Source organism: Stenotrophomonas muris (assembly GCF_052751275.1).
Genome location: NZ_CP199879.1, coordinates 1271060 through 1291943, shown reverse-complemented (window position 1 = coordinate 1291943; position 20884 = coordinate 1271060). Strand labels below are relative to the sequence as shown.

Annotated in this window: 18 protein-coding genes and 1 pseudogene; 10 read left to right on the top strand and 9 right to left on the bottom strand. The window is 67.8% G+C overall.

Going from position 1 to position 20884, the window contains the following annotated elements; genetic code table 11:
• Nucleotides 1–249: 249 nt before the first annotated feature.
• Nucleotides 250–1152: a LysR family transcriptional regulator gene (locus ACUVWL_RS05785; protein ID WP_111206306.1), complete on the bottom strand. Its 903-nt coding sequence runs from the start codon at nt 1150–1152 to the stop codon at nt 250–252.
• A gap of 118 nt (nt 1153–1270) precedes the next feature.
• On the opposite strand from ACUVWL_RS05785, the gene dkgB reads away from it, so the two are divergent.
• Genes dkgB through ACUVWL_RS05765 form a run of 4 tightly spaced genes read left to right on the top strand, consistent with a single transcriptional unit; the run spans nt 1271 to nt 4338 of the window.
• Nucleotides 1271–2074 (top strand): 2,5-didehydrogluconate reductase DkgB, encoded by an 804-nt coding sequence (dkgB, locus tag ACUVWL_RS05780; RefSeq protein ID WP_445978909.1) that lies wholly within the window; start codon nt 1271–1273, stop codon nt 2072–2074.
• Nucleotides 2075–2085: 11 nt separating this feature from the next.
• Complete coding sequence (locus tag ACUVWL_RS05775) at nt 2086–3060, top strand: TIGR03571 family LLM class oxidoreductase (protein WP_445391714.1); 975 nt, start codon at nt 2086–2088, stop codon at nt 3058–3060.
• 19 nt (nt 3061–3079) lie between these two features.
• Entirely contained in the window at nt 3080–4018 is a 939-nt protein-coding gene (locus ACUVWL_RS05770) for a cyclase family protein (RefSeq protein ID WP_142234817.1), read from the top strand.
• Nucleotides 4015–4338 (top strand): MoaF-related domain-containing protein, encoded by a 324-nt coding sequence (locus tag ACUVWL_RS05765; protein ID WP_169411111.1) that lies wholly within the window; start codon nt 4015–4017, stop codon nt 4336–4338. The genes ACUVWL_RS05770 and ACUVWL_RS05765 overlap by 4 nt, the downstream gene beginning before the upstream one ends.
• Before the next feature lie 19 nt (nt 4339–4357).
• Here ACUVWL_RS05765 and ACUVWL_RS05760 read toward each other — a convergent pair whose 3' ends face one another.
• Complete coding sequence (locus tag ACUVWL_RS05760) at nt 4358–5311, bottom strand: LysR family transcriptional regulator (RefSeq protein WP_445978908.1); 954 nt, start codon at nt 5309–5311, stop codon at nt 4358–4360.
• A gap of 106 nt (nt 5312–5417) precedes the next feature.
• On the opposite strand from ACUVWL_RS05760, the gene ACUVWL_RS05755 reads away from it, so the two are divergent.
• Both ACUVWL_RS05755 and ACUVWL_RS05750 read left to right on the top strand, forming a co-directional pair.
• Nucleotides 5418–6161 carry an SDR family oxidoreductase gene (locus tag ACUVWL_RS05755; protein ID WP_142234819.1) on the top strand — a complete coding sequence of 248 codons (744 nt, stop codon included), beginning with the start codon at nt 5418–5420 and terminating at the stop codon, nt 6159–6161.
• A gap of 160 nt (nt 6162–6321) precedes the next feature.
• A pseudogene (locus ACUVWL_RS05750) lies at nt 6322–6408 on the top strand (3-ketoacyl-ACP reductase); the annotation flags it as partial.
• A 117-nt stretch (nt 6409–6525) separates the two neighbouring features.
• Here the strand turns inward: ACUVWL_RS05750 and ACUVWL_RS05745 are convergent.
• From ACUVWL_RS05745 to ACUVWL_RS05735, 3 genes are read right to left on the bottom strand one after another with little or no spacing between them, the layout of a single operon-like run.
• Nucleotides 6526–9603 (bottom strand): efflux RND transporter permease subunit, encoded by a 3078-nt coding sequence (locus ACUVWL_RS05745; RefSeq protein ID WP_445978907.1) that lies wholly within the window; start codon nt 9601–9603, stop codon nt 6526–6528.
• Nucleotides 9600–10772 carry an efflux RND transporter periplasmic adaptor subunit gene (locus ACUVWL_RS05740; RefSeq protein WP_014647332.1) on the bottom strand — a complete coding sequence of 391 codons (1173 nt, stop codon included), beginning with the start codon at nt 10770–10772 and terminating at the stop codon, nt 9600–9602. The genes ACUVWL_RS05745 and ACUVWL_RS05740 overlap by 4 nt, the downstream gene beginning before the upstream one ends.
• Nucleotides 10769–12016: a TolC family protein gene (locus tag ACUVWL_RS05735; protein ID WP_053495411.1), complete on the bottom strand. Its 1248-nt coding sequence runs from the start codon at nt 12014–12016 to the stop codon at nt 10769–10771. Before ACUVWL_RS05735 ends, ACUVWL_RS05740 begins: the two co-directional genes overlap by 4 nt.
• A gap of 62 nt (nt 12017–12078) precedes the next feature.
• Between ACUVWL_RS05735 and ACUVWL_RS05730 the strand changes: the two genes are divergently transcribed.
• Together ACUVWL_RS05730 and ACUVWL_RS05725 are read left to right on the top strand one after the other, a co-directional pair.
• Nucleotides 12079–12753 (top strand): response regulator, encoded by a 675-nt coding sequence (locus ACUVWL_RS05730; protein ID WP_241886908.1) that lies wholly within the window; start codon nt 12079–12081, stop codon nt 12751–12753.
• A complete protein-coding gene (locus ACUVWL_RS05725) occupies nt 12746–14119 on the top strand; it encodes a sensor histidine kinase (RefSeq protein ID WP_262093851.1) in 1374 nt (457 codons plus the stop codon). The genes ACUVWL_RS05730 and ACUVWL_RS05725 overlap by 8 nt, the downstream gene beginning before the upstream one ends.
• 143 nt (nt 14120–14262) lie before the next feature.
• Here ACUVWL_RS05725 and ACUVWL_RS05720 read toward each other — a convergent pair whose 3' ends face one another.
• A complete protein-coding gene (locus ACUVWL_RS05720) occupies nt 14263–16611 on the bottom strand; it encodes a GH92 family glycosyl hydrolase (RefSeq protein WP_445978906.1) in 2349 nt (782 codons plus the stop codon).
• Between the two features lie 460 nt (nt 16612–17071).
• On the opposite strand from ACUVWL_RS05720, the gene ACUVWL_RS05715 reads away from it, so the two are divergent.
• Nucleotides 17072–17317 (top strand): hypothetical protein, encoded by a 246-nt coding sequence (locus tag ACUVWL_RS05715; protein WP_445978905.1) that lies wholly within the window; start codon nt 17072–17074, stop codon nt 17315–17317.
• Between the two features lie 59 nt (nt 17318–17376).
• On the opposite strand, the gene ACUVWL_RS05710 is transcribed toward ACUVWL_RS05715, so the two are convergent.
• Together ACUVWL_RS05710 and ACUVWL_RS05705 are read right to left on the bottom strand one after the other, a co-directional pair.
• Nucleotides 17377–17700, bottom strand: coding sequence for a thioredoxin family protein (locus ACUVWL_RS05710; protein WP_053495407.1), 324 nt, complete (start codon nt 17698–17700; stop codon nt 17377–17379).
• 5 nt (nt 17701–17705) lie between these two features.
• Nucleotides 17706–18122: a host attachment family protein gene (locus ACUVWL_RS05705; RefSeq protein ID WP_014647339.1), complete on the bottom strand. Its 417-nt coding sequence runs from the start codon at nt 18120–18122 to the stop codon at nt 17706–17708.
• 569 nt (nt 18123–18691) lie between these two features.
• Between ACUVWL_RS05705 and proP the strand changes: the two genes are divergently transcribed.
• Nucleotides 18692–20182 (top strand): glycine betaine/L-proline transporter ProP, encoded by a 1491-nt coding sequence (gene proP, locus ACUVWL_RS05700; RefSeq protein ID WP_046430926.1) that lies wholly within the window; start codon nt 18692–18694, stop codon nt 20180–20182.
• A gap of 72 nt (nt 20183–20254) precedes the next feature.
• Here the strand turns inward: proP and ACUVWL_RS05695 are convergent, their stop codons facing one another.
• Nucleotides 20255–20884 carry a hypothetical protein gene (locus tag ACUVWL_RS05695; RefSeq protein WP_014647342.1) on the bottom strand — a complete coding sequence of 210 codons (630 nt, stop codon included), beginning with the start codon at nt 20882–20884 and terminating at the stop codon, nt 20255–20257.

Below are 20884 nucleotides of genomic sequence, written 5' to 3'. Positions count from 1 at the left end.
CTGCGGGATCCCGGCAGCCGGCCAGCGGCCGGCTCTACCCCCTCCATGCATGGGCCACGCATCAGGTGATACACAGCTGGTAGTGCCGGCCGCTGGCCGGCAGCCCCAGAGACCCGGCAGCCGGCCAGCGGCCGGCTCTACCCCTCCATGCATGGGCCACGCATCAGGTGATACACAGTTGGTAGTGCCGGCCGCTGGCCGGCAGCCCCCGGGACCCGGCAGCCGGCCAGCGGCCGGCGCTACGCCGCCTTATTCGTCAAACGGACGCTGGCCGAGCGTCTGCGTCACGTGGTCGACGAAACAGGTGATGCGCGCGGCCAGCGCGGTGTTGCGGTAGTACACCGCGTTGATCGGCTGGCGCACCTCCTGCGTCTGCTTGGCGAACAACTGCACCAGGCGGCCGTCACGCCGGTCCTGGCGGGTCAGGAAGTCGGACAGGCAGGCGATGCCCAGCCCGGTCACCGCCATCTGCCGCAGTGTCTCGCCACTGGACGAAGCAATCGCCGGCTCAATCACGAAAGGGCCGCCATCGGCATCCTGCAGCGGCCATTCGTTCAACGAACTGGGCTGGGTGAAGCCAAGCAGGTCGTGCTCGCGCAGCTGCTCCACCCGCGTGGGCGTGCCACGCCGGCGCAGGTACTCGGGGCTGGCCACCACGCGGATGCGGCTGTGGCCGATGGGCCGCGCATGCAGGGTGGAATCGCGCAGCACGCCAATGCGGAACGCTACGTCGGTGCGCTTCTCGATCAGGTCGGTGATGCCTTCATTGGAATTCAGCTCCAGCTCCACCTGCGGGTAGCGCTCGCGGAAGCCCTCCAGCAACGGCACGATGACGTGCAGCATGAACGGCGTGGCGGCGTCTACGCGCAGGCGCCCGACCGGCTGCAGCCGCCGCGCGGCCATCTGTTCCTCGGCCTCGTCCACCGTGGCCAGGATCGTGCGCGCGTACTCCAGGAATGCGGCTCCCTCCTCGGTCAGCTCCAGCCGCCGCGTGGTCCGCCGCAGCAGCGTGGTCTGCAGCTTGTCCTCCAGCCGCGCCAGGGTGCGGCTGGTGGCGGAGATGGTCAGCTCCAGCTCTTCGGCCGCGGCAGTGATCGAACCGCTGTCGACCACGGCCACGAAGGCCTTCAGCTCATCCAGGGTGGTTTTCATTTTTTACCTCGGCGCAAAAGCGTTTCCCGTATACACGGCTTAATCAACAAATGTAAAGCGCCCACACTTCGCCCTGTCCCGAGCCCACCGGCTCTCAACGAAGTCCCTGGAGTCCATCATGAGCGTTCCTTCCTTTGGCGTCGGCACCTTCCGCCTGACCGGCCAGATCGTCATCGATTCGGTGCGCAACGCCCTCGACGTCGGCTACCGTGCGGTCGATACCGCGCAGATCTACGGCAACGAAGCCGAGGTCGGCCAGGCCATCGCCGAATCCGGCGTCCCGCGCGACGAGCTGTTCCTGACCACCAAGATCTGGGTGGACAACTACGCCGCCGACAAGCTGATCCCGAGCCTGCGCGACAGCCTGGCCAAGCTGCGCACCGGGTACGTCGACCTGCTGCTGATCCACTGGCCGGCGCCGGGCAATGGCGTTGAACTGCGCGAGTACATGACCGCGCTGGCCGAAGCCAAATCGCTGGGCCTGACCCGGCAGATCGGTGTGTCCAACTTCAACATCGAACTGACCCGGCAGGCCATCGAGGTGGTCGGCGCCGGCGAGATCGCCACCAACCAGATCGAACTGAGCCCCTACCTGCAGAACCCGGCACTGACTGCCTTCCTGCAGGAACAAGGCATCACCGTCACCTCCTACATGACCCTGGCCTACGGCAAGGTGCTGAAGGACCCGGTGCTGGCCGCCATCGCCGACAAGCACCAGGCCACCGTCGCCCAGGTCGCGCTGGCGTGGGCGCTGCAGCGGGGTTACTCGGTCATCCCGTCCTCGACCAAGCGCGAGAACCTGGCCAGCAACCTGCTTGCCCAGGACCTGCACCTGGATGCCGATGACATGGCCGCGATCGCCGCGCTTGACCGCAACGGCCGCGAAGTCGATCCGCCGGGCCTGGCCCCGGCCTGGGACTGAGGAGCCTCGCCATGGGCAGTGCGTTGACGCGGCTGCAGGCCGGTGGTTTCAGCATCGGCATCGAAGCACCGCTGGACAATGACTGGACGCCGCTGGGCGAACAGGCAAGACGCGCCGCGCGACGCCTGCCCGGCGAACCGGACCTGCAGCGCCATGCGGAGCTGGCACGGTTGGCCGACCGCCTTGGCTTCCGTGCGCTGTGGGTACGCGACGTGCCGGTGTACGACCCGGCCTTCGGCGATGCCGCACAGGTGTTCGAGGTGTTCAGTTACCTCGGCTACCTGGCCGGCATCACCGAGCACATCCTGCTGGGTACCGGCGCGGTGGTGCTGCCGATCCGCGAGCCGTTGCTGACCCTGAAGTCGGCACGCAGCGTGCAGCGGCTGAGCGGTGACCGCCTGCTGCTGGGCGTGGCCAGTGGCGACCGCCCGGTGGAGTACCCGCTGTTCGGCCGCGACTTCGACAGCCGTGGCAGCCGCTTCCGCGAGCAGATCGCACTGCTGCGCGAAGGCGCCGCCGCGCACCTGCCGCAGGGCCTGGACGTGCTGCCCGCGGATGGCCCGGCCCTGCCGCTGTTCGTGGCAGGCCTGGCCCAGCAGCAACCGGCGTGGATCGGCCAGCACATGGATGGCTGCCTGGCCTACCCGGGCACGCCGCAGGACCATGTACAACGCGTGGCGGCCTGGCGCGCCGTGGCCGGCAACAAGCCCTATGCCAGCTTCATCCACCTGGACCTGGTGGCCGATGCCGATGCTCCTCTGCAGCGCTGGCGCTTCGGCCTGCGCGGCGGCCGCAACGCCCTGCTGGCCGAACTGCACGCCATGCAGGCGGCCGGTGTCGACCACATCGGCCTGCAGTTCCGCCGCAACGAACGGCCGTTGGCCGAAACCTTCCACGAAATCGCCGAGTACGTGCTGCCGCACTTCCCGGCCCATGCCAGCGCCGCTGCGCCGCATGCCCCGCTTGCCGCCCCCGCGACGGCCTGACAGTTACCGGAGCTTTGCCATGAAGATGAAGACCCTGGCCGCGCTAGCGCTGGCCACCCTGCCGCTGTCCTTCCAGGCCACCGCCGAGGACTGGTACCCCTCTGCCTACGGCGCCAACGACGAGATTGGCGCGGCCAACCTGCTGACCGCCGACGTGGTCAAGCACGCGGTCACGCTGGTCAGGACCGGCAAGACCTATCCGCTGGCGGTGCCGGTGGACAAGAACCTGCCCGCGTTCCGCCACCGCAGCTTCCGCCTGTACAACGTGCAGGTCGGCCAGCAGGCTGGCAAGTCGCTGGGCCCCAACAAGTTCACCTTCAACGATGAACTGGTGAACGCCTGGACCGGCGTTGGCACCCAGCTCAACGGCATCGGCCATATCGGCATCGACAACGTCTACTACAACGGCAACAAGGCCGCCGACTTCGTCACCGTGGACGGGGTGCGCAAGCTCGGCGTCGAGAAGGTGCCGCCGATGGTCACCCGTGGCGTCGTGCTGGACATGACCACGTACTACGGCAAGGCGATCGTGCCCGGCGGCACCGAGTTCACCGTGGCCGACATCCAGGCCGTGCTGAAGAAGCAGGGGCTGCGCCTGCGCAAGGGCGACGTGGTGCTGTTCAACACCGGCTGGCTGGAACTGATCGGCAAGGACGACAAACAGTTCCTGGAAGTGGAACCGGGTATCGGCATGGAGGCGGCGAAGTGGCTGGCCGACCAGGGCATCGTCGCCTTCGGTGGCGACACCTGGGCCTCGGAGGTCTACCCGAACCCGAACGGTGCCGAGGAGTTCCCGATCAACCAGTACATGCTGGCCAAGCGTGGCATCTACAACCTGGAGCTGATCGACAGCCGTGCCCTGGTGCGCGACAAGGCCTGGGAATTCCTGTTCGTACTCGGCCAGCCGCTGTACGTCGGTTCGACCCAGGTCAACATCAACCCGGTGGCAATCCGATGAACACCGCCGCTGACCTTCCCGTGTTCGCCGGCCGCCGCTTCCGCGTCAGCTATGACGGCCTGGCCGCCGACAATGTCTACAGCGCCGATGGCCGCCACGTGCAGTACGCCATCGTCTCCGGCGCCTATGCCGGTGCGCAGGGCGAAGCCGCCTGTGAGTGGCAGCGGATCAGCGACGGGGTCTATGCCATTTCGTGGCAGGAAGCCGATGGCGCTACGGTCGTGCATGTCGATGACTTCGCGGGCGGGCATTCGCTGGCCTGGTTCACCGCCACCGATGGCAGTTTCCATCGCATGCAGGGGCCGCTGGCAGCGCTGTGATGCCGGCCAGCGGCCGGCACTACCGCGTGCGGTCGGACAGCTTCGCGTGCCGCTCCGGTAGTGCCGGCCGCTGGCCGGCACCTCCGGCCTGCTCGAACACCCCGGCCACCCAGTCGATGAACACCCGCAAGCGTGGGGACGGCGTGCGGTTGCGCGGGTAGACCAGGCTCAACGGGCTTGGGGTCGGCGGCGCGTCCGGCAACAGCTCCACCAGCTGCCCGCGCGCGATATACGGGTCCATCCGGTAGCGCGGAGCCTGGATGATGCCCAGGCCCGCCAGCGCGGCGCCGAGGAACGCATCCGCACCGGACACACGCACCCGCACCGGCAGCGGCACGTAGCGCACCTGCCCGCCCTGCTGGAACTCCAGCGGGATCAGCTGGCCGGTGGCGCTGGAGCGATAGCCCACCATTTCATGGCCGCCCAGCAGGGACTCGATGCTGCCTGGCACGCCCTTGGCCTGCAGGTAGCCCGGCGCGGCCACCGTGACCTCGCGCAGCATCGCCAACCGGCGCGCCGCCAGATCGCTGTCGGCCAGCGTCCCCACCCGCAGCGCCGCATCCACGCCTTCGCGCAGCAGATCGACATAGCGGTCGCCTTCGCTGACCTCCAGTTCGATCTCCGGGTAGCGCTGCAGGAACTCCGGCAGATGGGGAAACAGCAGGTGCCGGCCCAGCGTGCCATGCACCTCAATGCGCAGGGGGCCGCGCGGCGGCGCATCACGGAAGGCGGCCTCGGCGTCGTCCATGTCGGCGATCAGGCGCAGACAACGGCCATAGAAGGCCTCGCCTTCCAGCGTCGGCACCACCAGCCGCGTGGTCCGGTGCAGCAGGCGCACGCCCAGCCGCTGTTCCAGCGCCTTGATCGCGTCGGTCACCGTGGCCCGCGGCAGGCCCAGGTCCTCGGAGGCCCGGGTGAAGCTGCGGCGCTCGACGATACGGACGAAGGCGCGCATGGCCGTGAAGCGGTCCATTGTTCGGCTATCCGGATGATGTTGGCGGATTATGCAGGATTATCCGAAAGCGCGATTTCGCGAAGATGGCGCTGCGCCACTTCGGCGTGTCCCCGTGGAAGTCACCATGACCCTCTCCCCCGCCCGCTCTGTCGCCCTGGTCACCGGCGGATCCCGTGGCATCGGTGCCGCCATCTCGCGTCGGCTCGCCGCCAATGGCCACGCGGTCGCGATCAACTATGCGGGCCGCCGCGACGACGCCGAAGCCTTGGCGGCCGAACTGAACGCCGCCGGCGCGCAGGCCATCGCGCTGCAGGCCGATGTGTCCGATCCGCAGGCGGTGCGCCAGCTCTTCGACGCCATCGAAGCCCGTTTCGGCGGCATCGACGTGGTGGTCAACAGCGCCGGGGTGCTGCAGCTGGCACCACTGGCCGATACCGACGACGCCCTGTTCGAGCGGGTGATCGGCATCAACCTCAGGGGCGCCTTCAACGTGCTGCGCGAAAGCGCGCGACGGGTGCGCGACGGTGGCCGGCTGATCACCCTGTCCACCAGCGTGGTCGGCATCCGGCTGGAGAACTACAGCGTGTATGCGGCCAGCAAGGCGGCGGTGGAGACGATGGGCGCAATCCTCAGCAAGGAGCTGCGCGGGCGCAACATCACCGTGAACGCCGTGGCGCCGGGCCCGACCGCCACCGATCTGTTCCTGGATGGAAAATCGCCCGAGCTGATCGAGCGGTTGGCGAAGATGAACCCCCTGGAGCGGCTGGGCACGCCGGAGGACATCGCCGGTGCAGTGGGGTTCCTGGCAGGTGCCGATGGCGGATGGATCAACGGCCAGGTGCTGCGCGCCAACGGCGGGATGGTATAGATCGCACAGGTGGCATCCACGCATGGCGCGACGCCCTTGTAGAGCCGAGCCCATGCTCGGCTGCTCTTCGCGCAAAGGCCAGAAGCAGCCGAGCGTGGGCTCGGCTCTACAGGTAGGTCAGGCGATGCGCGCCTCGCGGCGGCGATGCACCCAGTAGTACATCGCCGGTGCGGTGGGGTTCCTGGCAGGTGCCGATGGCGGATGGATCAACGGCCAGGTGCTGCGCGCCAACGGCGGGATGGTGTAGATCGCACAGGTGGCATCCACGCATGGCGCGACGCCCTTGTAGAGCCGAGCCCATGCTCGGCTGCTCTTCGCGCAAAGGCCAGAAGCAGCCGAGCGTGGGCTCGGCTCTACAGGTAGGTCACGCGATGCGGGCCTCGCGGCGGCGATGCACCCAGTAGTACAGCGTCGGCAACACCAGCAGGGTCAGCAGCATCGCCGACAGCAGACCACCGATCACCACCACCGCCAGCGGCTTCTGGGTCTCGGCACCGATCGCATGCGAGGTGGCCATCGGCAGCAGGCCGAACATCGCCAATAGTGCGGTCATCAGCACCGTGCGCAGGCGCTGCAGCGAACCCTGCACCACCGACTGCAGCAGGTCCATGCCCTGCTCGCGCAACTGGGCGAAGCGGCTGAGCATCACCACGCCGTTCAGCACCGCTTGCCCGAACAATGCAATGAAGCCGATTGCCGCCGACACCGACAGCGGAATGCCGGTCAGCCACAGGGCCAGGATGCCGCCGATCATCGCCAGTGGCACGTTGGCCAGGATCAGCGCGGCGCTGCTGATGTCCTTGAAGGCATCGAACAGCAGCACGAAGATGATCAGCACCGACAGCGGAATCACCCAGCCCAGCCGCTTCATCGCACGCTGCTGGTTCTCGAACTCGCCGGACCACTCCAGCCGATAGCCTTCCGGCAGCTGTACGCTGGCATCCACGCGCTTGCGCATGTCAGCCACCACGCTGCCCATGTCGCGGCCGGCGATGAAGATGCTCACCGCCTTCACCCGCTGCGCGTTCTCGCGCGAGATGTTGATCGCGCCGCTGGCCATGCGGAAGTCGGCCACGTCGGACAGCGTCACCGTGTGGCCATCGCCGATGCCAACCGGCACCGTACGCAGCCGCTGCAGGTCACGATCGGCAGCGTCCAGGCGCAGGGTGATGGGGAATCTGCGGTCACCCTCCCACAGCTCGCCGACCTGGCGCCCGCCCAGTGCGGTCTCGATCACTTCGTCGACGTCGCGTACGTTCAGGCCATAGCGCGCGGCGCGGTCGCGGTCGATCTCGATCTGCAGCTGCGGCAATGACCCGTCGCGGTCGATGAAGGCGCTCTCCACGCCCTCCACGCCGCGTACCTGGCCGAGGATCGCCTGCGCCTGCTGGTTCAACACGTCCAGATCCGAGCCGCTGACCTTGATCACCACCTGGCCCTTGATCTGCGAGATGCTCTCCAGGATGTTGTCGCGCACGGGCTGCGAAATCGAGAACTCGGGGCCCGGAATGCGCTGCTCCAGCGTGCGCTGCAGGTCGCTCACCAGCTGTCGCTTGCCCACGCCTTTCGGCCATTCCTTCTCCGGCTTCAACGCCACCAGCGCCTCGATCTGGTTGGCGCCCTTGGCATCGGAGCCGTCTTCCGGGCGTCCCAGCTTGGCCACCACCGTCGATACCTGCGGAAAGCTGCCGACCAGCTCACGGATGCGCCGCGACTGCTGCTGCGCTTCGCCCAGGCTGGTGCTCGGGTCGAGCGTGGCCGTCAGCCAGATCGATCCTTCGTCCAGCTCGGGCAGGAACTCCGAACCCAGCCGCGTGCCCAATGCCAGCGTGCCGACCAGCAGCGCAACCGCGGTCAGCACTACCGCACGCGGGCGGGCCAGTGCGCGCTCCAGGACCGGCCGGTACCAGCCGGTCAGGCGGTCCATCAGCGGATTGCCGTCGCGCATGCGGTCGCGCCGCAGCCACCAGTAACAGAACAACGGCACCACGGTCAGCGCCAGGATCAGCGCGCCGATCAATGCCGAGGTCACCGAGTACGCCATCGGCGCGAACATGCGGCCTTCCTGGCGCTGCAGGGTGAAGATCGGGATGTGCGCGGCGATGATGATCAGCATCGAGAAGAACGTCGGCCGGCCCACTTCCGACGCTGCCGAAAGAATGGTCGAGAACCGTGTCTTACGGTCGGCCGCAGGTGGCAGCTTCGACAATCGCGAGACGATGTGCTCGGTCACGATCACCGCGCCATCGATGATGATGCCGAAGTCCATCGCACCCAACGACAGCAGGTTGGCCGGCACGCCCCACAGATGCAGGCCAAGGAAGGTCGACAGCAGCGCAAGCGGCATCATCGCCGCCACGATCAGCGCGGCACGGGCGTTGTACAGGAACAGCCACAGCACCAGGAACACCAGCACCGCGCCTTCCAGCAGGTTGCTGAAGACGGTTTTCAGCGTGGTCGATACCAGCCACGAGCGGTCGTAGAACGGCTCGATGCTGACCCCGGCCGGCAGCTGGTTCGCTTCGATCTCGGCGATGCGCGCATGCAGGGCGTCGAGCACGTCGGACGGGTTCTCGCCCTTGCGCATCAGCACCATGCCGAACACCGCATCGTCGTTGTCATCCTGGCCGACCAGGCCCTGCCGGGGCAGGCCGGTATCGGCGATGCCAGCCAGGTCGCGCACCAGGATCGGCGTGCCACTGCGCTGCGCCACGACCACGTTGCCGATGTCGGCCGGCGAACGCATCAGTCCCACGCCGCGGATCAGGAACTGCTGCTGGCCACGTTCCACGTAGCCGCCGCCTGCGTTCGAGCTGCCCTTCTCCAGCGCCTCGGCGAACTCAGCCAGGCTGATGCCGCGGTCACGCAGCTTGTCCAGGTCCGGCTTGACCTGGAAAGTACGCGCGAAGCCACCGAAACTGATCACATCGGCTACGCCCGGCACGGGGCGCAGGCTGCGCTCCATCGTCCATTCCTGCACGGTGCGCAGCTGGGTCGGTGTCAGGTGCGGGCCTTTCAGCACGTACCGGTAGATCTCGCCCACCGCCGAGCTCATCGCCTCCAGCTCCGGCGTCACCCCTTCGGGCAGCTCCACGCCCTGCAGGCGTTCCAGCACCTGCTGGCGCGCGAAGTAATCGTCGGCCTTGTCGTCGAAGGTCAGGATGATCATCGACAGGCCGAATTGCGTATGCGAGAACACCCGCACCGAATGCGGGATGCCGGACAGTGCCACTTCCAGCGGCATCGTCACCTCGCGCTCCACCTCCTCCGCGGCCCGGCCCGGGTGCAGCGATACCACCGTCACCTGGGTGTCGGACACATCCGGAAAGGCTTCCACCGGCAGCACGCGGAACGCGGCAATGCCAGCGCCGATGAACAGCAGCAGCGCCAGCATCACCATCAGCGGCTGGCGCAGGCAATAGGCAATCAGGCGATCGATCATGGCGCGGCATGCCCCGTCCCGGTGCTGGCGGCTGCGGGCGCACTGTCGACCAGCTGCTGCAGCAACAGGCCCCCTTCGACCACCACCCTGGCGCCCTGGGCCAGGCCCTCGCGCACCCACAGGCGGCCATCGCCCAGTTCCTCGGCACGCACGGCGCGGCGCGCGAAGCGGCCCTTGGCCTCCTCCACGAACACCACCTGCTTGCCGTCGATGAGCAGTACCGCAGCATCGGGCAGCGAGACACCGCCCCCGGCCGGCACTGCCACCTGCGCACGCACGTACTGGCCCGCCTTGAAACCGCGCGCACGGTTGTCCAGTTCGGCGCGCGCCTGCACCACGCGGCGTTCGCTGTCGACGAAGTCATCCACGTGCTGCAGGGTCGCCTGCTGCGGCTGCCCATCGGCGCCGGGCACGCTCACCTGCATGCCCGCCTTCAAGCGTCCGGCCAGGCTCTCCGGTACATCCAGCAGCAACCACAGGCGGTCAGGATCGCCAATCATCGCCAGCGGCTGTTCGCTGTCGGGGCTGACTGCCATGCCCGGGCTCATCCGCCGCTCCACCAGCACGCCATCAATGGGTGCGCGCAGCGGCAGCCGTTGGTCGACGTGCTGGCCGTTGCCATACGCCCTGGCGAAGGCGGTCGCGCGCGCGTGATCGGCCTGGCTGCCGGCGAAGCTGGCCTCGGCCTCGTCCAGTTCACGGCCCGACGCCACCCCTGCCGCGTGCAGTTCGCGGGTGCGGTCCAGTTCCCGGCGTGCCAGCTGCAGCTCGGCACGGCCACGCACGCCCTCCGCCTGCGCCTGGCCGAACTCGGGCGAGGTGATCCAGGCGATCACCTGGCCGGCCTTCACCTTCTGCCCCGGTTGTGCCTCGATGCGCGCCACCTGCCCCGCCAGCGGGGTGCGCAGCGCGCTGGAGCGGGTCTCGTCCCAGACCACCCGGCCCGGCAGCTGCAGGCTGGCGCTGGCACCGGCGGTCACCAGCTCGCTGCGCAGCACATCCAGCTGGCGGCTGCCGGCCGGAAACAGGATCTGGCCGGCACTGACCTGCGGCGCATCCTCGGTATACGACGCCGGTTCGCGACCGCAGCCGCCCAGCAGGGCCAGCGCCAGCAGGGCCGGCAGCATGGCATGTCGCGCCCGCGGGCGATGGGCGACGGTGGACTTCATCGGGACTCTCCTTCAGCAACGGATGTGGCCGCTTCCCAGCGCGCCAAGGCAATGGCATGGTCGGCACGCGCATCAATCAGCGCGGCCTCGAACTCGCGCCAGCTGCGGCGCGCGTCGAGCAGATCGGTCAGGCTGGCGGCGCCACGGCGATAGGCCAGTTCGATGCCCTCCACCGCCTTGCGCGCAGCGTCGGACTGCAGCCCCTCGTAATCGCTGCGGCGCTGCGCGGCGGACTGCACGCTGGCCTGCAGCTGGTCCAGTTCAGCGTGTGCTTCGCGCTGCAGCAGCTGCAGTTCCAGCGCGGCGCTGTCCCGGTCGGCCTCGGCACGCTGGATCGCGCCGCGTGCGCGCGACGGGCCGCCCAGCGGAATGGTCAACGACACGCCCCAGGTGACACCGCTGATATCGGTGGGCTCGCGCTCGGCCTCCACACCCAGCTGGATGTCGCGGTGGCGCTCGCTACGTGCCAGGGCCACGCCAGCGTCGGCGGCGGCCAGGCGCGAGCGTGCCGCGCGCAGATCGGCACGCTGCTGCGGATCGAACGCGCGCACCCTGGCCACGCTGCTGGCATCCGGCCAGGGGTCATCGGCACTGAGGTCGCGGCTGTCATCGCTGCCGAGCAGCAGGCCCAGCGCATGCCGCGCGTCACGCAGATCCAGGGCCGCCTCGCGCGCCGCATCGGCCACCGCCAGATGGTCCACCGCCATCCGCGCGCGATCCACCGGCGCCATCGCCCCGGTGGCCACCTGCTTGTCGGCCGCCGCCATCTGTTCGGCCGAACTCTGGCGGTTGGCCTCGGCAATCTGCGCCCGCTCCTGCGCGCCCTTCAGGCCGAAATAGGCTTCATGCAGTGCCACCTGCTGCCGGCGCCGGGTATCGAGCATGTCCAGCCCGGCCACTTCCAGCAGCGCGTCCGCCTGGCGGATGCGCAATGCGCGCTTGCCACCGCGCTCCCAGGTCCAGCCCAGGCCCAGCGTGCTGTCCACCCGCTTGTCCTGCCAGCGCCCCGGGCCGATGCCGTGCTTCGGGCTGATCTTGCTGCTGCCGATCGACAGCTCGGCCGCTGGCCGCAACGCAGCGGTCAGCGCATCGCCCTGCACCCCACGCAGTTCCAATGCCGCCGCGCGCAGGTCCGGGTTGTGCGCTTCCATTGCACGCTGTGCATCCTGCAAGGACAGCGCCGAAGCCGCAGGCGCGCACGAAAGGGCGGCCAGCAGGGCCGCAAGACGACGGGAGAAATTCATGCACGTCACGGTAAGGTGACGCACTTGCGCCAAACTTGCCCCAACCTTGCACGAAGCTTGCAATGCGAATCCTGCTGATCGAAGACGACGCCGCCCTGGCCGATGGACTGATCCGCGCCCTGCAGGGCGCCGGCCATCTGTGCGACCACCTTTCGCGCGGGCTGCACGCGCCGGCTGCAATGGCCAGCGCGCCGTATGACGTGATGGTGCTCGATCTTTCATTGCCCGACGTCGATGGCCTCGACCTGCTCTCGCGCCTGCGCAACGACGGCGTCACACTGCCGGTGCTGATCCTCACGGCGCGCGATGGCGTGGAGGACCGCATCCTCGGCCTTGACCGCGGTGGCGACGACTATCTCGCCAAGCCGTTTGCACTCGGTGAGCTGGAAGCCCGCCTGCGTGCGCTGTCGCGTCGCCGCAGCGACGCACCGGCGCAGAAGCGGTTGGGCCGGTTGTGCTTCGACAGCATCCGCAATGAAGTGCAGGTGGAAGGCCAGCGCATCGAACTGACCGCGCGCGAGCTGTCGCTGGTCGAGGCACTGATGCAGCATCCTGGCCGCACCGTCACCAAGCAGCGCCTGTTCGACGCGCTGTACAGCTGGGATCACGAGGCCAACCTGTCAGTGATCGAAGTGCATGTCAGCCGCCTGCGCCGCAAGCTGGAACAGGCGCGCGCCGGCGTCGGCATCCGCATGCTGCGTGGCCTGGGCTATCGGCTGGAAGCCGGTGGTGACTGAGCGTGTGCACAGCCTGCGTGGCCTGCTGCTGCGCCGCCTGTGGCTGCCCCTGCTGGTGCTGCTGCTGTGCAGCGCGATCGGTTCATTCGCGTTGGCCCGCTTCTATGCCGGCCAGGTCTATGACCGCTGGTTGCTGGACTCGGCGATGTCGTTGTCCGAGCTGGTGAAGGTGCAGGACGGGCGTGCCTCGATCGAGATCACGCCCGCGGTGTCGCGCATGTTCACCTGGGATACCGCTGACGAAGTGCATGGCGAAGTGGTCGACGCTGCCGGCGGGCGCCTGTATGGGGACCTGCCCGAAGCGCTGCCCCGCCCCGCGATCGCTGCCGGCAGCGACGATGCCGTCTACTACGACGCGCGCCTGCGTGGGCAGCCGGTGCGCATGGTCGAGGTCGTGGTCAGCGCTGGGCCGGGCCACGATATCCGCCTGCGCGTGGCCGAGACGCTGCGCAAGCGGCACCGGCTGGAGCGCAAGCTGCTGCTGGCCAGCATCCCGTTCCAGGCCGCGATCCTCGCGCTGGCCGCGTGGCTGGCCTGGTCCGGTACCGGCGCGGCTGCACGCCATGCCAACCAGGTGGCGCGGCGGCTGGCCAGCCCGCGTCCTGACCCGCTGGCGCCACTGGAGCCCGCGCAGGAAGCCCCACGCGAACTGTGGCCGGCGGTCGAAGCCTACAACGCACTGCTGCAACGGCTGGACGCGATGCAGGCCGCGCAACGGCGCTTCGTCAGCAATGCGGCGCACCAGCTGCGCACGCCGCTGGCGGCAATGCAGGTGGAGCTGGAGAGCTCACTCCGCCAACAGGATCCGCAGGCCCAGCAGCTGGCGCTGTCCGGCACGCTGGCCGGGCTGGCACGGCTGCAGCACCTGGTCAACCAGCTGCTGATGCTCAGCCGCTCGGAAGATCCACAGGGCAGCGCACTGCCGCTGCAGCCGCTGGATCTGGCCGCGTTGGCACGGGGCGTGGTCGAGCGCTACGCCGACCGTGCGTTGGTGGCGGGCGTGGACCTGGGTTACGACGGACCCGACGACGGCGTGAAGGTACAGGGTGATCCGCAGTTGCTGCGCGAGGCGCTGGGCAACCTGCTGGACAACGCGCTGCGCTACGGCGCCGTGCCCGGTGTGATCACCCTGGGACTACAGCGGGATGCCGAGGGCGTGCAGGTGTGGGTGGACGATGACGGTACAGGTATCGCCGAAGCCGAGCGCGCGCGCGTCACGGAACGGTTCTACCGGGCCAGCAGCGAGGGAGATGGCTGCGGGCTGGGGCTGGCGATCGTGGCCGAGATCGCGCAGCGGCATGGCGCGATATTGATGATCGAAACGGCGCCGCTCGGTGGCGCGCGCGTCGGGTTGCGTTTCCATTGACCTTTGTCGAACTGCCCTTGTAGAGCCGAGCCCATGCTCGGCTAAGGCACCGTGCCAAAAGCAGCCGAGCATGGGCTCGGCTCTGCAGGTTCCAGGTCACCCGTGAAGCGTGCCGGCCAAGGTCGGCACCTACCACGTGCGCATCACCGGCTCATCGAATACGGCGCCTGCGCGCCCTGCCCCGGCCAGTCCTTGTTCGGCTCGGCCTGCATGCTGAAGCGCAGTTCGCCGCCAGCCAGGATCTCGTCATGGCGCAGGAAGGTGCGCTGCAGCGGCTTGCCGTTGAGGCTCACGCGGCCCACATAGGTGTGCTTGTCATCCAGGCCCTCGGCCACGATGGTGAACGTCTTGCCGTTCGGAAGACGCATCGCGGTCCTGGGCAGGAACGGACGGCCCAGGATGTACTCGCCCGAGCCCGGCGCCACCGGGTAGAAGCCCAGCGCGGTGAACACATACCAGGCCGACATCTGGCCAACGTCATCATTGCCGGCCAGGCCATCGGGGCGGTCGGCATACTGGGTGTCCATGATCTGCTTCAGCCGCGCCTGGGTGCGCCATGGCTGGCCCGCGTACGAATAGAGGTAGGCCACGTGGTGGCTGGGCTCGTTGCCGTGCGCGTACCAGCCGATCAGGCCGGTGATGTCTTCCATGTGCTCGAAGATCGATGGATCCACCTTGGCGTTGAACACCTCGTCCAGGCGCGCGAGCAGCTTGTCGCTGCCACCGTGGGCTGCCGCCAGGCCGGCAACGTCCTGCGGCACGTACCACGAGTACTGCCAGGCGTTGCCCTCGGTGTAGTCGGTGCCGTAGCCGCTGGCGCTGGGGTCGAACGGCGTACGGAAGCTGCCGTCGCGCTTGCGCGCGCGCATGAAGCCGGTGTCCTTGTCGAACGCGTTGCGCCAGTTACCCGCGCGTTTGTCGAAGGTGGCCGCGATATCGGCCTTGCCCATCGCCTGCGCCATGCGTGCGATGGTCCAGTCATCAAAGGCGTACTCCAGCGTCTTGCTGGCCGCTTCGCCTTCCTCGTCGATCGGCACATAGCCCAGCTCACGGTACTGCGCGATACCGTCATACGGGCCGTAGTTGGCGGTCTCGACCATCGCCTTCAATGCCTTGTCGGCGTCGAAGCCACGAATGCCCTTCACGTAGGCATCGGCGATCACCGGCACGGCGTGGTAGCCGATCATGCACCAGTCTTCCAGGCCATGGAACGACCACACCGGCAGCATGCCGTACGGACTGTGCTCATGGTGGGCCAGCATCGAATTGACGAAGTCGCTGTTGCGCTTCTCCGGCTGCACCAGCGTCAGCAACGGGTGCAGCGCGCGGTAGGTGTCCCACAGCGAGAACGTCGAATAGTGCGTGAAGCCGTCGGCCCTGTGCACCGCGTTGTCCGAACCGCGGTACTGGCCATCGGCGTCCATGAACAGCGTCGGCCCCAGCATCGTGTGGTACAGCGCGGTATAGGCACTGCGCCGCGCATGCTCGGGGGCATCGATATCGAGCACGGACAGTGCCTGCGTCCAGTCCTGCTTCGCCTGCGCACGCACCCGATCGAAGTCGAAGTCGGCCACTTCAGCGTCGAGGTTGGCGATGGCACCGGCCTCACTGACCGGCGAGATGGCTACCTTCACCACCAGCGGTGCGTCCAGCTTGCCGAAGTTGAAGGTGCCGACCAGCTGCCGGCCTTCGATCTGGGCGCGCTGGGCCGGATCCTTCTCGCCCGGCGGCGGGAAGCCCTTGTAGACGATGTCCTGCTCGGTGTTGTGCAGCTCATCGCCGGCCAGCGGCCGCGAGAAACGCATCGCGAAATACAGCTGGCGACCCGGCGCCCAGCCGCGCGTCTCGCGGAAGCCGGTCACCGTGCCATCGGCGCGCACCCGCACCCGCGACCACAGCACCTTGCCAGGGTAGTCGTACATGCTGGTACGCATGTCCAGCAGCACCTTGGCGTCGGTGCCTCTGGGGAAGGCGTAGCGATGCACGCCCACGCGCGCACTGGTGGTCAGCTCGGCACGCACCTTGTAGTCGTCCAGGGTGACCGCGTAGTAGCCCGGCTCGGCCTTCTCGTCAGCGTGGCGGAACCGTGAGGCGTAACCGCTGCGCGGCTTCTCCGGATCGCCGCGCTCCAGCCCGGGGTTGCCGGTGAACGGCATCAGCAGGATGTCGCCCAGGTCCGAATGCCCGGTGCCGGAAAAATGCGTGTGCGAGAAACCGACGATGCTGCTGTCGTCGTAACGGTAGCCCGCCGCCCAGCCATAGGCCTTTTCGCGCGGCTGGATGCGCGTGTCCGGGCTGAGCTGGACCATGCCGAACGGCACCGTCGCCCCCGGGTAGGTATGGCCTTCCCCGCCGGTACCGATGAACGGGTCGACCGAGCCATAGGCGCGTTCGGCGGATTTCGACGGAGCCGCCAGCACCGCCCCGGAGGCAAGCATGGCGGTCGCGACGAAAGCGATCAGGAGACGACGGTCCAGCGTGGGCATCGGCATTTGGATCGATTCAGGTGGTAGTCGGATCCTAGCACCGGCCCTGCCCTGTCGCATGCTGCAGTGCGGCCGCCGGAACCGGCACGATGCTTTGCACGTAATTGCATGGCCGCGCGACGAATCACCTCATAGCCTTCCGGTCTCCCGCTTCCCGATCGGTGCCGATACGGCAATGGATGTCCAGACATGCACTTCTGAAAGACCGCGCCTTCCGAACGGGACAAAGCGAGACAAACCATCAATTGGTGCGCAGCGCCTCGATCTGCCCAGGATTGCGCCGCAGCGGACATCCCGCTGCCGGGATTGGAACCCCCGAAAAGAAGGACAGAGATAGCCCGTCGTAACTACGGCGGGCGCTGCGTGTGGCCGTCAGGCCTTCCGGTTTTCTCTGTTCCTTCCGGGAGTTCCAAGCACGCATCGCCCGCCACCCTTGCGGTGGCCCTCGCACCCAAGGAGTTCCCGCATGAAACACACGCGTCCGCTCAGCCCGGCCATGGAGTCGCTCTTCCAGCGCATCGAACACGCCCTCAACAGTGCAGAAGGCATGGCCATTCTCATCGGTGAACAGTACGGCCCCGAGCCGAAGCCGCCCGCGCCAATGGGCTACGACGCCAGGCAGATCGCCAACGCGATGGTCATGCTGAGCCAGCATGGCCGGTCGTTGTTGCAGAAGCTGCGTGCGGAAGCGGAAAAGGTGACCTATCACTAGCCCGCCCTGCAGCCGAGCCCGCTCGGCGCCGTGCGCACCGCACGCAGCGATTGCTGCCCTCAATCTGGCAATGCGTCCTGCAAGGTGGCGAGGTCGGCGCTGTCGACCGGCCTCACCACGCGCGCCACTTCCTGGCCGTCATGCAGCAACACCGCGGTGGGCCACAGCTTTACCTTGAACGCACGCCCCAGTGGCTTTCCCTTGCCATCCTCGATCTTCCAATGCACAAGATCGTGGGCGTCCACAAACGCCTGGAGTGCGGGCTGCGCGGCCTGGCAATGGCCACACCAGGGTGCACCGAACTCCAGCAGCTGCCAGCCCGCTTGGGCTTCCACGTCCGCGCCTGCTGGCTCCGCCGCCGGGTAGTCACGCATGAACGGCATGCCGGTTACGCCGCCAGCGCTTTCTGGATATCCGCCAGCGGGGCGTTGGTTAGGTCCTTGGCGATATCGCCCAGCAGACGCGCCTGGACCTCCTTGTGCAGCAGCGGGCGGATACGGCCCAGCGTGGTCGGGTCTGCCACCAGCACCAGGTGTGCATAGCGGTTGTTGAGCGCATCTTCGTTCAACTGCTCCGCCACCTGCTTGGCGAACGTCGCCTCGTTGAGCTGCGCAATGGACATGTCCTTCGGCACCGCGCCGGCCGGGCCCTGACCAGAGACGCCCTGCTCGCTGATGTCCTGCAGGCGCAGCTCACCTTCCTGCTTCAACGCCAGCTGATGTTCGCTGCCGACGTTGGTGAACACGCGGGCCGAACCGCCATCGGCGACGATGATCAACGTGCCTTCGGGAATGCGACGGGTCATGCGATGCTCCTTCTCGATTGCCTTCAGCGCTACCGTAGACAGCGTCGCGTGAGCGCTGCGGCCAGAGTTCGTTCAACACTTGTCATTGCATGCCGCGCGGATGAACAGGCGCGATGGAACACAGCGTGCAGATCAGTCCGCTTCGCTGCATGCTCACGCCGATGCCGCTATGATGAACGAATGATCGACACGACCCACTACGTGACGGGCGCACCTGTTACGTGGGAAGCACTGCCGACCGGCGCTTCGCTTGCCACGATGGCTCCCGCCCTGCCGTTCCACCGCCTCGCGCTGGATCCTGGCGGATGACGCCCGCAGGCCCTCGGCCTGCACTCCCCACGCTGCTGTGACCGCCGGCCGCTGATTGCGCGACCGCTGTGATCCCGTTGCTGCGTTTCCGCCATTGCGGCGGTGCTTTGCCGTGCGCGTGGCGTCGTGCCTGCACACATTCCCCGGCCCCCACGCCACTCACCGATGCCCCTGCGCCACCTGCGCCTGCATCGCCGTTTCCGATTTCCGGGACCTACCTCACCGCTCATTTCCCCTCTTCTGCCTACAAGGGAGCCCCCATGCAGGACACCCCCGATGCACACGCCCATTTCGGCTGGTTCAAACGCCGCCGCCACCTGAAGGTCGATGAGATCACCGTCGTCGACAAGCCCATGCTCAAGCGCGCCGTCGGCGCGGCCGCACTCGGCAATGCCATGGAGTGGTTCGACTTCGGTGTCTACGGCTATCTGGCCGTCACCATCGGCCAGGTGTTCTTCCCCTCCAGCAACCCCACCGCGCAGGTGATCGCTGCGTTCGCCACCTTCACCGTGGCGTTCCTGGTGCGGCCACTGGGCGGCCTGGTGTTCGGCCCCCTGGGTGATCGCTACGGCCGCCAGAAAGTGCTGGCGTTCACCATGATCCTGATGGCGCTGGGCACGTTTGCCATCGGCCTGATTCCCGCCTACGAGCGCATCGGCATCTGGGCACCGGTGCTGTTGCTGCTGGCGCGCGTGGTGCAGGGCTTCTCCACCGGCGGCGAATACGGGGGCGCGGCCACCTTCATCGCCGAGTATTCCACCGACCGCAACCGCGGCCTGATGGGCAGCTGGCTGGAGTTCGGCACGCTGGGCGGCTACATCGCCGGCGCCGGCACCGTCACCGCGCTGCACATGCTGCTGAGCAGCGAGCAGATGCTGGACTGGGGCTGGCGCATTCCGTTCCTGGTGGCCGGCCCGCTGGGCCTGCTCGGCCTGTACATGCGCATGAAGCTGGAGGAAACCCCGGCGTTCCGCGCCTTCGCCGAGGAAGCCGAGAAGCGCGAGCACGAGCGGCCGGGGCTGGGCGCGCTGTTCCAGGTGCATGGCCGCCAGCTGCTGGTGTGCATGGGCCTGGTGCTGGTGTTCAACGTGACCGATTACATGCTGCTGACCTACATGCCCAGCTACCTCAGCGTCACGATGGGCTATGCCGAGAGCAAGGGCCTGCTGCTGATCATCATCGTGATGCTGGTGATGATGCCGCTGAACATCGTCGGCGGGTTGTTCAGTGACAGGCTGGGCCGGCGCCCGATGATCATCGGTGCGTGCATCGCGCTGCTGGTGCTGGCCATTCCGTGCCTGCTGCTGGTCGGTAGCGGCAACGACGGGCTGATCTTCCTCGGCCTGATGCTGCTGGGGCTGGCGCTGGTGTGCTTCACCAGCTCGATGCCGTCCACGCTGCCGGCGCTGTTCTACACCCCGGTGCGCTACAGCGCGCTGTCGATCGCCTTCAATGTGTCGGTGTCGCTGTTCGGTGGCACCACGCCGCTGGTGACCGCGTGGCTGGTGGAGCGTACCGGCGACCCGCTGGTGCCGGCCTATTACCTGATGGGCGCGGCGGTGATCGGCCTGGTAACCATGCTGTTCGTGAAGGAAACCGCCGGCCTGCCGCTGCGCGGTTCACCGCCAGCGGTTGGCAGCGACAAGGAAGCAGCCGCGCTGTTGAAGAGCGATGTGCCGGTGACGGTGGACCCGACCTTGCCGCCGCTGCCGGACGTTGCCGAGCCCGAGCAGGCGAAGCCGGCGTTGTAGAGCCGAGCCCGTGCTCGGCTGACTTGCAGGGGATCAGCCGAGCATGGGTTCGACTCCGCACCCCGTGCGGCATCAATCACCCGGGGTGTCCAATTCCATCGCGCGCATCACGATGGGCTTGGCCCAGCCCGGCGTGTGCAACAGGTCGGCCACTGCGACCGGGTAATGCAGCTGGCCTGCAGCCATGGCCAATACCGGCAGCGGCACCACGCAGCCGTCGGCATCGGCCGGCGCGCTGTTGTCGTAGACATGCAGCTCGGCCAGGTGCGGCAGCAGCTCCAGCAGGTTTGCGCGCGCCGAATCGAAACGCGCGTGGATCTTCTCCACCGGAATATCGTGGCCACCGGCGGCCACCCGCGCGGCCACACGGGCGACGTGCAGCCCGACATCGGCCAGCCCACAGAACCAGATCGCCACCTGGTGCCGCTCGCAGGCCTCACGCAGCAGACGCGGAATGGTGTTGCCACCGAGCGTGGTCTCGAAGGCGAAGTCGGTGCCATCGGCCATGGCCTGGCGCAGGCGGCGGGTGCCTTCCTGCCAGGCCTCGGCATTGGCGTCCGGCAGCGGCCAGCCGGCGTCGACCAGGCGGCGGGTGAACGAGTCCGGGTTGAACCAGCTCAGCCCTTCGGCGTCCAGCCAGGTGCCCAGCAGCGAACTCTTGCCGGCGCCATTGACACCGGCCAACGCCAGGATGCGTCCCAT

Excerpts from the sequence above, each read along its gene's own strand:
- ACUVWL_RS05785 (WP_111206306.1), bottom strand. The coding sequence starts at position 1,152 with ATGAAAACCACCCTGGATGAGCTGAAGGCCTTCGTGGCCGTGGTCGAC.
- dkgB (WP_445978909.1), top strand. The coding sequence starts at position 1,271 with ATGAGCGTTCCTTCCTTTGGCGTCGGCACCTTCCGCCTGACCGGCCAG.
- ACUVWL_RS05775 (WP_445391714.1), top strand. The coding sequence starts at position 2,086 with ATGGGCAGTGCGTTGACGCGGCTGCAGGCCGGTGGTTTCAGCATCGGC.
- ACUVWL_RS05770 (WP_142234817.1), top strand. The coding sequence starts at position 3,080 with ATGAAGATGAAGACCCTGGCCGCGCTAGCGCTGGCCACCCTGCCGCTG.
- ACUVWL_RS05765 (WP_169411111.1), top strand. The coding sequence starts at position 4,015 with ATGAACACCGCCGCTGACCTTCCCGTGTTCGCCGGCCGCCGCTTCCGC.
- ACUVWL_RS05760 (WP_445978908.1), bottom strand. The coding sequence starts at position 5,311 with ATGGACCGCTTCACGGCCATGCGCGCCTTCGTCCGTATCGTCGAGCGC.
- ACUVWL_RS05755 (WP_142234819.1), top strand. The coding sequence starts at position 5,418 with ATGACCCTCTCCCCCGCCCGCTCTGTCGCCCTGGTCACCGGCGGATCC.
- ACUVWL_RS05745 (WP_445978907.1), bottom strand. The coding sequence starts at position 9,603 with ATGATCGATCGCCTGATTGCCTATTGCCTGCGCCAGCCGCTGATGGTG.
- ACUVWL_RS05740 (WP_014647332.1), bottom strand. The coding sequence starts at position 10,772 with ATGAAGTCCACCGTCGCCCATCGCCCGCGGGCGCGACATGCCATGCTG.
- ACUVWL_RS05735 (WP_053495411.1), bottom strand. The coding sequence starts at position 12,016 with ATGAATTTCTCCCGTCGTCTTGCGGCCCTGCTGGCCGCCCTTTCGTGC.
- ACUVWL_RS05730 (WP_241886908.1), top strand. The coding sequence starts at position 12,079 with ATGCGAATCCTGCTGATCGAAGACGACGCCGCCCTGGCCGATGGACTG.
- ACUVWL_RS05720 (WP_445978906.1), bottom strand. The coding sequence starts at position 16,611 with ATGCCGATGCCCACGCTGGACCGTCGTCTCCTGATCGCTTTCGTCGCG.
- ACUVWL_RS05715 (WP_445978905.1), top strand. The coding sequence starts at position 17,072 with ATGAAACACACGCGTCCGCTCAGCCCGGCCATGGAGTCGCTCTTCCAG.
- ACUVWL_RS05710 (WP_053495407.1), bottom strand. The coding sequence starts at position 17,700 with ATGCCGTTCATGCGTGACTACCCGGCGGCGGAGCCAGCAGGCGCGGAC.
- ACUVWL_RS05705 (WP_014647339.1), bottom strand. The coding sequence starts at position 18,122 with ATGACCCGTCGCATTCCCGAAGGCACGTTGATCATCGTCGCCGATGGC.
- proP (WP_046430926.1), top strand. The coding sequence starts at position 18,692 with ATGCAGGACACCCCCGATGCACACGCCCATTTCGGCTGGTTCAAACGC.
- ACUVWL_RS05695 (WP_014647342.1), bottom strand. The coding sequence starts at position 20,884 with ATGGGACGCATCCTGGCGTTGGCCGGTGTCAATGGCGCCGGCAAGAGT.